Here is a 12795-nt window from a genome sequence, read left to right on the forward strand (position 1 = left end):
ATTTTGGGGTTACCACTTAACAAAGGAGCCCTATGTCTAACCCAATCGTCGGCGTTGTCATGGGCTCTGACAGCGACTGGAGCGTCATGTCTGACGCGGCTCAGGTGCTCAAGGAATTCGGCATTGAGTATGAAGTAGAGGTGCTCTCAGCCCACCGCACCCCAGAGCGAATGATCGAGTGGGGCAAGGCAGCAGCCGGCCGTGGCATCAAAGTTGTAATTGCTGGCGCCGGTGGCGCAGCACATCTGCCAGGCATGCTTGCTTCGGTCACCACATTGCCCGTAATTGGTGTTCCAGTTGCCCTTTCAAAACTTGATGGCATGGACTCATTGCTTTCGATTGTGCAAATGCCTGCGGGAATTCCAGTTGCCACCGTTTCTATCGGCGGCGCAAAGAATGCAGGAATTTTGGCTGCGCGCATTCTTGGTGCGTTTGATTCAGCAATCTCAGCAAAAATGGCCGCCTATGGTGAATCTCTTAAAGACCAGGTCGCCGAGAAGAATGCGAAACTGAAATCACAAATTTGAACCCAAGGCTAAGCCAGCGCGCACAAGGTTCGACCCGCGCGTCTGGGCCGTTTCGCAACTTTGAGCGAGCCACGCCAGATCAAATGAACCGCCGAGCCTGGTGGTTAATTTTGCTTACCCTCCTGGTGCCGGGCTCAGCTCAATTGGTTGCTGGCAATCGCAAAATGGCTCGAATTGGAATCACCGCGACCCTTACTTTTTGGGCGATCATCTTGGTTTTGCTGATCATTGGCTTGATAAGCCGATCAGCAATTATTTGGCTCGCCACGGTTCCATTTTTAGTGGGCATCTTGGCTTTGGTTTTGATTGCCTACGCAATTTTGTTTGCGGTGCTTGCAATTGACACTCTTCGATTAATGAAGTTGGGCAGGCTTTACAACCGCGAACGCTGGATAGCATTTTCGGCACTGGTTGTGGCTGGAGTTTTGGGCACCTCGGCAATTTCTTACGCTGGAAACTTGGCTGGCGTTCAGGCCAGTTTGGTGGGCACAATCTTTAATCAAGGCGGTTTCACTTCACCGGTTGATGGTCGCTACAACATCATGTTGCTTGGTGCCGATTCGGGTCGAGACCGTTTTGGAATTCGCCCCGACAGCATCAGTGTTGTGAGCATCGATGCAGCAACCGGCAAAACGGTAAACATCGGAATTCCGCGCAATTTGCAACATGTTGGTTTTTCGGCCGGCTCGCCAATGCTCACCGTTTATCCGAATGGTTGGAACTGTGGCCTTGAGTGTTTAATCAACGCAATTTACAAAGACACTATGGATAACCACGCCGATCTTTATCCAGAAGCCAAAGCGCACGGTTCAACTCCGGGAGTGGAAGCGACTCGTGACGCCGTTGAATATGTGACCGGCTTGCAGATTCAGTCTTACGTGATGGTTGATATGGCTGCTTTCACCCAGTTGATTGACGCGCTCGGAGGCATCGACATCAACGTGAAAGAGCGTCTGCCAATTGGTGGCCAGCGTGACGATCTATCTGACGTCAAGGGTTGGATCGAAGCGGGTCAACAGCACATGGATGGCTACACCGCGCTTTGGTATGCACGTTCACGACACAGCACCTCTGACTATGACCGAATGCGTCGCCAACACGAGGTTGAAAACACGGTTCTAAATCAGCTTGATCCGGCAAATGTGCTCACCCGTTTTCAATCAATTGCAACCGCAGGCAAGAAACTTGTGAAGACCGACATCCCAAGCGGCATGTTGGCTCAGTATGTGCAATTGGCTGGTGAAGCACGAAAGACCGGCCTCAAGGAACTGTCGTTGGTGCCACCAACTATCGATGTTGTTCGCCCAGATTTCGTTGCTATTCATGCTCTGGTCAAGAAGACATTGGCAGCAACTTCACAGACACCAAGCCCCAGCAATTAGTTAGTTTTGAAGAGAGGTTATGACTATGAGAAAAATCGCAATCCTGGCCATTCTTACTGCTAGTTCAATTGCTCTCAGCGGTTGCGCCTTGTTGTATCCAAACTGGGGCACCAGTGCCAAGCCAAGTGATTCAGCATCACCTTCACAAAGTGCCAGCGAATCTGCGACCCCAACTGATTCGGCATCGCCATCTGCGTCAGCCTCGGTTGCAAAGCAAAACGCTCAACTAAATGTGATTGAAGCAATGGCCGACACTGGCTCGGGCACGTTGTTGGTAGTAGCCGAAGTTACCAATGTGAGTGAGACTGGCGGCAAGTGCACCATCTCGGTTGTTGCAGGTGGAGTTTCAAAAGCGGTGACCGTGAATGCCGAGGCTAACGCAACCGCTACTCAATGTTTTCCAGCAAATATTCCGCTGACCGGCCTGCCTAAGGGTGCTGCAAAAATCACCATCTCTTATGCTTCCACCGGATACCAGGGCACGCTAGCTAATTACGCGGTGAACATCCCTTGATTCCTCGCCGGTTTTCAAGACTGGTTGCGATTCTCACTTCTACACTTCTGGTCGCAGCTAGCTTCATAGCAATTGCTGCCACCAGCAACACCGATAATTCCGAGGCTGCGGTGGCCTCACAGTTTGACCCTGGCCTAATTATTGGCGACAGCGTTTTTTATGACTTTGGCACCATGACTGCCGATGACGTGCAGAAATTTCTGGAAAGCAAACTACCAAGTTGCAATAACGCAAACGGCATGAAGTGCATCAAAGATTTTCGAATGGACACACCAGCGGTAAATGGTGAAGATGGCCGCTGTGAATCTTTGCCATCACAGGTAAATCAATCTGCTGCTCGAATGATTTATGTAATTGCCAACGCCTGCAAAATTAATCCACGCGTTCTTATTGTGACTCTGCAAAAAGAGCAGGGTCTAATCACCAATGGAAACCCGACAAAACGCTCATATGACTTCGCTCTTGGCATGAACTGCCCAGACACGGCCAGCGGCTGCAGCGCGTCATCCGCGGGTTTCTTTTGGCAGCTCTATAAAGGCGCAGGCCAGTTGCAGTGGTATGGAGACCCTCGAGGGTCTTTCACCTTTTTGAAGGTGGGGCAAAACATCACCCGCCGGTATCAAGACAAACAGGTTGAAACCGCCAAGGGCATTAACTGCGGCTCAAAGACATTTCAACTTAAGAGCCAGGCAACCGCTGCGCTTTATTACTACACGCCTTACACCCCTAATGCTGCTGCTATGGCAAATCTTTACGGCAGCGGTGACGCATGCAGCGCCTATGGCAACCGCAACTTTTGGCGCTATTACACCGACTGGTTCGGCAGCCCGGTTGGTGGCGGTTTCTTGCTGAAGAGCGAAACCAGCGGAACCTACCTAATTGTTGAGGACAAAAAATACTTGATCAACGAGCCTGCTCTGGTGACTGCGTTGAAGCCGCTCGGCCCTTTGGGAACAATTTCGCAGACCTACCTTGACTCATTTACCAGTGCGGGAGAGTTGACCCGATTGGTGAAGTCTGCCGCTGGAATTTATTACTTCTTGGCTGACGCACAAAAGTACACCTTCACAAACTGTGATCAGGTTGCCGGTTTTGGTCTTGATTGCACCAAGGCAATTCAGTTGACCGCGAACCAACTTGCAGCTCTTGGCATTGGCGGACCAGTCACTGAGTATGTCTCGGGTGTAGACGGCGACACCTATTTGATTCAGGGAGGCGCAAAGCGTCAAATCTTGGATAACGAGTCGCTGGTCGATTCACGCATTGGTGTGCCGGCACTTTCTAAATTGAAAATCAGTGCGCTGGCATATTTGCCTTGGGGTAAACCGATAATGCGCAAGGGCAGCTTGTTCACCAACGCGGCAACTAAAAAACTTGCCATTTATGACGGCGAGCTCTATTACGACATTGCCGCAGACAGCCAAGCTGACATCAACTTTGCCCCTTGGTTCACGGCGTCTGCCGGCGTGATGAAGAGTGAAGCGTTGGCTGCGATTGCTTCAAAGCAAACCATAAGAACAATTGTTAATTCTGCGGCTGGTCAGCAATATCTTTTGACTGCCGCCGGCAAGCGCAAAGTTTCAGCGCAAACACCATTAGTTGGCGACGCGCCAACAATCTCAGACTCCTTACTGAGCGCTATTTCTGACAGCACAGCGCCCACGTTGAACACACCAGTATTCATCAAGAGCACCACCAAAAAAGACGTTTACTTGGCTGCGGATGGCGCCAAGCGTTTGTTGCCAACAGCAACCGATCGAGTTAAGTTCAACCCCGCTGTTTTTGACAACACTTTGTTGACGGTGCCTGAAAGCGCAATCGAGCAAATTGAGTTGGGCAACCCCGTTCTAGCTCCAGCGTCTTACGTAACCACCGGTTCTGCAAACTACTGGATTGACGGGCTGAAGCGTGCGCTGGTAATTAGCAGCGCTGATCAAGCGGCGCTTCTGGGCCTGGGCTCAGCAAAGCGTGTCGCCGCTTCACAACTTGCTGGGTACTACAAAAAGACCAAAGCCAACGGAATCAAATATCGTTGCGATGACCAGTACTACGTTGTGGTGACTGGCAAGTTCCATTCAATCTCGGCCAGCGACGCAGCTGACTATCCGGGCACAGCTCTAAAACTCAGTGAGCACAATTGCTTGGCAATCACCAAGGCAACTGTTGCCATGGGTCGGTTCATCAAGACCTCAGATACCAAGAAGATCTTTCTGATTGACGACGGCAAAAAGCGCTTGGTGGCCTCAACGGCAGCTTATGAAAAACTTCGTGGCGACGGCCTTGCCTATGTAGTTGTGGGCCCGTACTTTGCTTCAAAGATTGCAACTGGAACTGCCGCCCCAAAGACTATGCCAGCAAGTGAAGCGGCTACAGAGGCCACCCCGTCTCCATCAACTTCGCCGAGCCCAACCGTAAGCCCTAGCCCCAGTGCTTCACCAAAGCCAACTGTTTCGGCAACGCCAACCGTGAGCCCGAGCCCAAAAGCGAGCCCAACACCTAGCCCGTCTCCGAGCGTTAGCGCACCAGCTAAAACCTACAAAGTTGTTGCCGGTGACTCAATCACGGCAATTGCCAAAAAGTTTGGCGTAACCTCAACCGCACTGATGGCCGCAAATAAAATCGCGAACGCCAACTTGATCAAAATTGGTCAAGTGCTGATCATTCCGTAATCGCACTTTATTTTTGCGAAATTCGCATCCAGTCGAAATTCAAAATCTTTGCTCGCTTTGGCGAACGACCCAATGCCTCAAGGTTCTCTGATGGCTCGTTCACTTTTATTGCCAACAATGTGAAAATCAGCCAGCCACTCTCGATGAGCATGCGACTTTCTGTGAGTGACCAAACCAAAAGCCCGATCAAAATCAAAACCGGCCACAAATAAAGTGGACTCGTGTGTCGCACAGCAAGGCGCCAAATTTTAATGAATGTCACAAGAACGAGTGCCGCAAAAATCATCAGGCCAATAATGCCTAGCTGCAGCCAGATATCCAAATAGGCGTTGTGTGCCTGAAAGTAAGGCACGTTATTGATAACCACGAGGCCGTCATATGGTTTTACGCCCGGCACCCAATAGCTAATCCAACCCCAACCAAGCCATTGCTTTTGCTCAATCAGGTTCAGCACGATTTTCCAGATGCCACTTCGGCCGGTCATGTCTGGGCTCTTGCCGATTAGTTCAAACACCTGGGCTCTGAAGAATAAAACGATCACTGCGATGGTGCCAGCGGTAGCCCAGGCAATGCGGTAATACTTGTGGCGAGTTTCGCGATCTTTACCCTCGGCGGCAATTGACACCACAGCAGAAAGTGCAATTGCAGCCATCGCAAAACCTACGCCAGCGGATTTTGCCATCCAGATTGCACCCAACGCAAAAACCAAACTGAATGCGCTAAGCCATCTTGAGGTGCCCACGATCAAGTATTCGACAAAGAAAATAACGACACCCAACATGGCCACATAGGCAAGCAAATTTGAATTACCAACAATGCCTTGAATGCGGTTACCGTCAAACAGATGGCCTTGAGTCCAATAGAAAGCGGGTGCTGGCGGAACATCACCTTCGTAGTTTTTAAAGATCGGTGCGATTGGGCCGCGAACAAATGCTGCGGCCACGAATTCGAAAACCAATGAGCTCAACAAAATAAATCGAATGACATTTGCGAAAACTCTCAGCAGATGGCGCCAGCTGAGCAGAGCAGCCAGAAAAATTGCCACCAGGGTCGTGAGTAGTTGAGCCAGAGTGGCGAGTGCAGAAAAAGTTGGATAGGCCGACCAGATTGTGCTCAGGGCCATCCAGGCAAGAAGCAAATAAAGAGGCAGCGGAATTTCATTAAAAATTGCAGTGGTTCGATTTTTAATTAACATTGTCACCACACCGGCAACAACGCCCGCCAGAATGATGCCCCAGCCCCACCATCCCAAGCTGTAGCGCACGGCGTCGCCGGCCAGAAGGGTAAAGAGGCCCACCGAGGCAATCGTGGTTTTGGTTCGATAGCCCTTTTCTCGGGTATTGAAGACCACGCGAATTGGTCTAGTAAGTGCGTTCATTGCAACTTTCCGGTTTGGGCTTGTTCAAGTCTATTTCGGCTCACCCTGATTAGGCTTAGAGCCGCTAGTTGAAAGGAATTCAGTGCTGGTCAAAATTGCCAATACCGCGCGTGATTACGCCTGGGGTTCGCACGACCTGATTCCTGATTACTTCGGCATTCCAGCCAAGGGCGGGCCAATGGCCGAGATTTGGTTTGGCACTCACGCGGGCTCGCCAGCCTTTCTGGTTGAAGAACCTGATGTCACTTTGGTAGACAAACTTGGTGGTCATCAACTTCGCTTCTTGCTCAAAATCCTGGCAGCGGGTTCGCCGCTCTCGATTCAGGCGCATCCAAACAGTGCTCAGGCTGCCGCTGGTTTCGAACGTGAGAACGCCCAAGGCATTCCGCTGAATGCAAAAAACCGCAACTATAAAGATGATCGGCACAAGCCCGAAATTGTGGTTGCCCTAACCGATTTTGAAGCGCTCTGCGGATTCAAATCGATCAAAGCCATTGACGAACTGCTCGAAGATTTTGTTTCACATTCCGGGGTGAGCGAAGGTTTTAGAACACTGTCTGCGCACTGGAAAGACTTGCTGCACCAAGAAAACGGTTTGCAGAAATTGTTTTCTGACATCATTCACCGTCGCGGCAATTTAGACGGCTTCAATGCCGAACTCACCGCCCTAGCCGACGGCGAAGCACAGTTTGCTTTGGCTGAACGATTGAATCTGATTTATCCGGGGGACCCTGGTGTTGTCGTTGCCATGCTGATGAACCATGTTCGACTGAAGCCAAATCAAGCGCTGTTTCTGCCGGCCGGCAACATTCACGCTTATTTAGGTGGCCTAGCAGTTGAACTGATGGCTTCATCTGACAACGTGCTTCGTGGTGGCTTAACCCCAAAGCACATCGACGTTGATGAGCTCGAGCGTGTGATTGATTTTGGGGCGGGGGAGTTGCCTCGGGTTGAGCCAATTGAGCTTTCTGCAGGGCTAACCCATTACCCATGTGCCGTGGATGACTTCTTGCTTTACCGCGTGGAGCCGAGTGGCCTGCGGGTTTTGGCCGACATGAATTTGCCGGGTGAGTGCGTAATTTTGTGTACGGCAGGTGAAATCTTGGTGAGCGATAGTTTGGGCGAAATGTTGACCCTGCGCCGCGGCGAGGCTGCCTATCTTTCGGAAACCCCTACTTTATTCACTGTTGCAGGCGCGGGCACGGGCTTTATAGCCGTTTCGCCTACCAGATAAGCCTCAAGGGCGAGTTAAGACTTGCCGAAACTCAACTTGACACAACCCGAACTACAAGAGTGTAATTACAACTACAAAAGTATTCGAAAGATTCCGAATGGCATAAAAGCCGGGGGTCGGGTTAGGAATAGAAGTTATGGACAGTCGTAATCGTGTGCCAGAAAACTGGTTTATCGATCCAATTCGACTTGGTGTCGCGGGGGCGTACTCAGATCCAGAAAGCGACCCACTAGCTTGGCAGGCCGACGCACTTTGTGCGCAGACTGACCCAGAGGCGTTCTTCCCAGAAAAGGGCGGTTCGACTCGCGACGCAAAGCGCATCTGCACTGGTTGCGAAGTTAAGGCTCAGTGCCTTGACTATGCACTTGCAAATGACGAGCGTTTTGGAATTTGGGGCGGTTTGTCAGAGCGCGAACGTCGCAAGCTCAAGAAGCGCGCCTAAGCAAACGGCTTTTAGCCGTTGATTATGAAACCCCTAGTTACCGCCGTCATCGTCTCGCACGATGAAGCAGGTTATTTTGCGGCAACTCTTGAAGCAGTTCAGTCGCAAACCCGTGCGCCTAATCAAATTGTTTTGATTGACACTTCAACCACGGATGAATGTGCAACCTTGGCCGAAGCCCAAGGCGTTACACAAATTACAAAACTTTCTAACAAAGCCACTTTGTCTCAAATTTTGGCTGCCGCCCGCGCCTCTAGCTTGGATGCCGAGTGGTTTTGGTTTTTGCACGATGACAGCGCGCCAAAACCGGATGCTCTAAACGAATTGCTTCGAGCAACAGAACTTTCACCGTCGGTTGCAATTGCCGGGCCAAAACAAGTTGACTGGAATGACAATCGCATTGTCACGCAGCAAGGGCTAACACTCACACCAATGGGCGACCTGTTCTCAATGGTGCGCGGTGAACTTGATCAGGGTCAACACGATGATGTCGATGATGTTCTTGCAGTTGGCACCGCCGGCGCATTAATTCGCTTAGATGTTTTTGATGAACTTTCTGGCTTTGACTCAAAAGCGCCAGCACTTGCTTCGGATATTGACTACTCAATTCGCGTTCGTTTAGCTGGCCACCGAGTAATTGTGGTGCCGCAGGCCAAGGTTGCTCACGCGGGGCTTTCGATGCAAGGCAAACGCCCGCGACGTTGGTTGGGCACTTCACCAAAGGCTGCGCTGCGGCGCAGCGCGATTCACTTGCGTCTGGCTTATGCGCCGTTGCCAAGCGCCCTGTTGTTTTGGCTTTTTCTTCCTCTCATTTCGTTAGTGCGAGTTTTTTGGCGAGTTGCAACAAAGCGCCCAGATCGACTGTGGTCTGAAATCACCGCAGGCCTTTGGGGTTACTTCACATTATTTTCGAGACTTTCAAGTCGAGCAAAAATTAGCAAGACCAGCAAGTTCAAGTTCTCAAAATTAAAGGCCTTGCGGGCAACTACCGCGCAGGTGCGCCAAAATAATCGTGCCCAACTTGATCACGAAGAGACTCAAGCCAAGCTTGCCGCCTTTGAATCGGGTGAGAGCGAGTCATTCGTGAAACCTGCTGGGTTCGTAGCGTCTGGAGCAATTTGGATTTCGTTGGCACTGGCCGCGCTCAACGTGGCTTTTTGGCCAGGCGATGTGGCGGCAGCGGGTGGCGGTCTGTTGCCTTTGTCTTCGGCTTGGCTAGAACTTTTTGCTCATGCTGGCGCCTCTTATCAGCCAATCGGTTTTGGGTTCTATGGTCCTAGTGATCCGTTTGTTTGGGTGCTCACTTTCCTAAGCGCCTTCACTTTTTGGTCGCCCTCGTTGGCAATGGTTATTTTGATTTGGCTAGCAAAGGTAATCGCGTTTGCTGGGGCTTGGCGCGTGGTTTCGCTTTTTAGCAATTCAGCACTGGTTCGCAATCTAGCGGCCTTGGTTTTTGCCTTATGGCCGGTGGTTTCACAACTGCAAAGCGACGCAAGGTCGCCTGGCTTGATTGCAACGTTGGCGCTGCCTTGGTTGATTTATGCAGCCGCGGTTGCGGCGGGCTTCAGCCGACGATCTCTCACTTCCTCGCAAACTTGGGTGTGGGTAGGAGTCTCTGGTTTGCTGCTGGCAATTGTCGCGGCGTCTTCACCCAACCTTCTGCCAATTTTGGCTCTCGTTTTTTTGGTGATCCTGTTTGCCAAGGTTCGCAAATTCGGTTACCTAATTTGGATCCCACTGCCAACAGCTGCCTTGTTCGGGCCATCGGTGCTTTATTACCTGAGCCTTTGGCAACCGCTTGCCATCTTTGCCGACCCAGGTTTGCCGCAAGCTTCAACCCGATTTGCAATTTGGCAAATTCTTTTGGGCGGTTCCTCTCGCTCAATTGATCTAGGTGCAATTGGCGCATTTTCGTTTTGGGTTGCAGCGGTTCCGGTAGCACTCGCTCTGCTAGCTTTGCTGACCCGCAAAGCCTTGTTGTCACTAATTATTTGGATTGTTGTTTTAGTGATTGCCACCTGGAGTTATGTCGTCGAAAACTTTGACTTCGTGGCCGTGGGTATCGGTTCAGCAACCTTTGCTGGTGAATTTGTAAACGGTTCACCATTTGCTTTGATGACATTTGCGGCACTAGGTGTGGTTGTTTTGATCGCGATTCTTTTCGAAGCACTCAACAGCACAAAATTGAAAAAAGTCTTAGCGGTGTTGCTAACGATTCTGGCAATTGTGCCAGCGGCTGCAATGGCTGCCACAGCCGTTAACCCCCTCAGCTATAACGATGGCCGAGTGGTGCCATCCATTGTTGCTGCTGAGGCAGAGCAGGGCAGTCAACTTAATTTGCTGGTCATCAATCCAATAAAAAACGCTGAAGGCAAACCTGCTTACGCCGCGGAGCTGGTTGCCGGCGACGGCGTTCAACTTGAAGACGTGAGTCTTGGCTACCGCTTTGCTGTTGGAGCAACCGCAAACGGTTTTGGTTATGAGTTGATTGCCAGACGCGCACAAGCTGCTGAGCTGGTAGCCGATTTAGTTTCGGCAAATGGCAAACCCCTGCAAGCACAACTTGATCGCGTTCGGGTTGGCTATGTTTTGTTGCCCACCAGCACATCCGAAGCGTCAGGCGATTTGGCCATTGGCCTCGACTCGATCAAAGAGCTTGAAGCCGTTGGTATCACTGAATTTGGCAAACTCTGGCGAGTTAAATCACCAGACCAGGCTTTGCAGCACGGCCAACCAGTCGCGCAATCAATGTGGTCAATCACCAAGGCCGTGCAACTGGCAGTGTTGTTGGCGTTTATTTTGTTGGCGCTGCCAACTTCTCGTGCCGCTCGTGCGAAACAAACCGATAGCGCCATCTTTGTTGAGGCTGGTGAAGACAACTGATGCTAAAGCGAATTGCTTCGATTTTGGTGGTCGCTGCCGCGCTGGCGGCATCCGTAGTTTGGGCACCAGCAATCAGCCTTCAGATTGGAGAGTTGCCAAACACGACAACCCTCGATGTGAAAGCGCGTGATCTTTCTTTGGTTTGTGTCGGCGGCGCCTACAAAGCCACTTCGAAACTGGGTGAGTTCGAACAAATTGGCTCGCCGCTTATTTCGTCGCAATTCAACGGCTCGGCAAGCACTTCGCTATCGGTTCAAGACGGCGTTTATACGGTGAGTGACCCGGCAGGCAGCGACGCCCAGGGCTCAGCACTGTTGAATGTGAACCAGGTGCAAGCGCTCGATGGTGCAACGCTGGCAGGGCTCTCAGGCACGGCCTGCCAACGCGCCACTCAAGACCTTTGGTTGGTAGGCGGTGACACCCGCGTTGGTCGCGAGGCGTTGCTCATTTTGAAAAACCCAACCACCGTTGATTCAACTGTGGACCTTCAGGTTTTTAGCGAGGGTGGTTTAGTTGACGCCCCTGGATTAACTGGAATCTCAGTTATCGGTGGCAAGACGACAATCATTCCGCTGTCTGGATTGATTCCGAAGACTACAAGTTTTGCTACTCATGTGACTGCAAAGGGCGGCGCAATTGCAGCCTGGATTCAGCAGCGTACAGTTCACGGTTTGACCGCTTCGGGTTTTGATTACATTTCTCCTTCTCCGCAGCCAGCAAAGCAACAGGTGATTCCTGGAGTTTTGATTCGTGGCGCTAAGTTGGCGAAAAAACTAATCGCAGCGGATGCCGATTACGGAGATTTGCAAACTGTGTTGCGTGTTTATGTGCCAGGAGCCAAATCGGCAACTGTGACAGCTCAGCTGGTTGGTTCAACGGCAAAAACTTTTGGAACAGTAATTCAAGCCACGGTGCAAGGTGGTTCAGTTATTGATCTGCCATTCGGTTCGGTTGCCGATGGCGATTATGCAGTCTTGGTGAATTCAAATGTAAAGGTGCAAACAGCTTTGCGCCTTTCGCGAGTTGTTTCAGCCAAGGCGCCTGACTTTGCCTGGCTTGCGGCTGCCGAAGGCTCAAGCGCGCTTAGAAAAATATCAGTGCCGGTTCAAGGCATTAGCAAGCTAGCAATTTATAACCAGGCCACACAAAGTTATGAAGTGAATTTGGCAACCGCCGGTTCAACCGTTTCACTCGGTGGTACCAGCGCTGCTCTTTTTGCAAACCTGATTGTTGACGTGGATGGCTCAGTCGCCGGCATAGCAGTGCTTGATCAAAGGAACTCGGGCGGCAAAGTTGCCGTCAGCGTTCGCTAAGTTTCGCTAGCTGCCTAAGGGCGATATTTTTCGGGAACCAGTTCCCAAGGATCTTTTCCAAGCAGGTTGCCCACTGCGGTAAAAACATATTCTTCGATGTGCATGCGCTCGTGCAGCGCATCGGTTCTGCGATGGTGCCCAAGGCGCTCAATTGGCAGGCGATAAATGACGATGGTCATTTCCTCGCGCTTCACCGCCCAACGACGAACCGCTTTTGCATCCTTAGTAATGGTGGGTGCATCCAGCACTTGCCATTTGAGGTCGGCCAGTTCTTCTGGCCATGAGGCCTGAAGATAATCGCAAGCTCCGGCAACAATTTGATCGAAGCCTTTGGCACGGCTTCCCTTTCTAAAAAGGCTGCTCATCAATGGCTGGCGAATGCCGCGGCCATGTCGGTCGCTCTGGGTGCCTCTTGGGGCTGCCTTGTCTGCCATGGGTCAAGTTTACGAACTG

10 protein-coding genes are annotated in these 12795 nt (G+C 51.3%); 8 read left to right on the plus strand and 2 right to left on the minus strand.

The window, feature by feature from the left end; translation table 11 throughout:
* The first annotated feature begins 32 nt into the window (after positions 1-32).
* The 4 genes from purE to Q0L28_RS05620 all read left to right on the plus strand — a co-directional run bounded on the left by purE (position 33) and on the right by Q0L28_RS05620 (position 5092).
* A complete protein-coding gene (gene purE / locus Q0L28_RS05605; RefSeq protein WP_296632754.1) occupies positions 33-527 on the plus strand; it encodes a 5-(carboxyamino)imidazole ribonucleotide mutase in 495 nt (164 codons plus the stop codon).
* A gap of 83 nt (positions 528-610) precedes the next feature.
* A complete protein-coding gene (locus tag Q0L28_RS05610) occupies positions 611-1909 on the plus strand; it encodes an LCP family protein (protein WP_296632758.1) in 1299 nt (432 codons plus the stop codon).
* 25 nt (positions 1910-1934) lie between these two features.
* Positions 1935-2423, plus strand: coding sequence for a hypothetical protein (locus Q0L28_RS05615; RefSeq protein ID WP_296632761.1), 489 nt, complete (start codon positions 1935-1937; stop codon positions 2421-2423).
* A complete protein-coding gene (locus Q0L28_RS05620; RefSeq protein ID WP_296632763.1) occupies positions 2420-5092 on the plus strand; it encodes a LysM domain-containing protein in 2673 nt (890 codons plus the stop codon). Before Q0L28_RS05615 ends, Q0L28_RS05620 begins: the two co-directional genes overlap by 4 nt.
* Positions 5093-5099: 7 nt before the next feature.
* Here the strand turns inward: Q0L28_RS05620 and Q0L28_RS05625 are convergent, their stop codons facing one another.
* Positions 5100-6470 carry an O-antigen ligase family protein gene (locus tag Q0L28_RS05625; protein ID WP_296632766.1) on the minus strand — a complete coding sequence of 457 codons (1371 nt, stop codon included), beginning with the start codon at positions 6468-6470 and terminating at the stop codon, positions 5100-5102.
* A gap of 82 nt (positions 6471-6552) precedes the next feature.
* Here Q0L28_RS05625 and manA point away from each other — a divergent pair, with 82 nt between their 5' ends.
* The 4 genes from manA (at position 6553) to Q0L28_RS05645 (ending at position 12342) form a co-directional block, all read left to right on the plus strand.
* Positions 6553-7704, plus strand: coding sequence for a mannose-6-phosphate isomerase, class I (manA, locus tag Q0L28_RS05630; protein WP_296632768.1), 1152 nt, complete (start codon positions 6553-6555; stop codon positions 7702-7704).
* A 136-nt stretch (positions 7705-7840) separates the two neighbouring features.
* The gene (locus tag Q0L28_RS05635) at positions 7841-8146 is read left to right on the plus strand and encodes a WhiB family transcriptional regulator (RefSeq protein WP_296632771.1); all 306 of its coding nucleotides are present in this window, start codon (positions 7841-7843) and stop codon (positions 8144-8146) included.
* Positions 8147-8170: 24 nt separating this feature from the next.
* Positions 8171-11029, plus strand: coding sequence for a glycosyltransferase family 2 protein (locus Q0L28_RS05640; protein ID WP_296632773.1), 2859 nt, complete (start codon positions 8171-8173; stop codon positions 11027-11029).
* Complete coding sequence (locus Q0L28_RS05645; RefSeq protein WP_296632775.1) at positions 11029-12342, plus strand: DUF5719 family protein; 1314 nt, start codon at positions 11029-11031, stop codon at positions 12340-12342. Before Q0L28_RS05640 ends, Q0L28_RS05645 begins: the two co-directional genes overlap by 1 nt.
* A 14-nt stretch (positions 12343-12356) precedes the next feature.
* On the opposite strand, the gene Q0L28_RS05650 is transcribed toward Q0L28_RS05645, so the two are convergent.
* On the minus strand, positions 12357-12776 hold the full coding sequence (locus tag Q0L28_RS05650) for a metallopeptidase family protein (RefSeq protein WP_296632776.1): 420 nt from the start codon (positions 12774-12776) through the stop codon (positions 12357-12359).
* Positions 12777-12795 lie beyond the last annotated feature (19 nt).

This window comes from Rhodoluna sp. (assembly GCF_024639375.1).
Taxonomy (GTDB): Bacteria; Actinomycetota; Actinomycetes; order Actinomycetales; family Microbacteriaceae; genus Rhodoluna.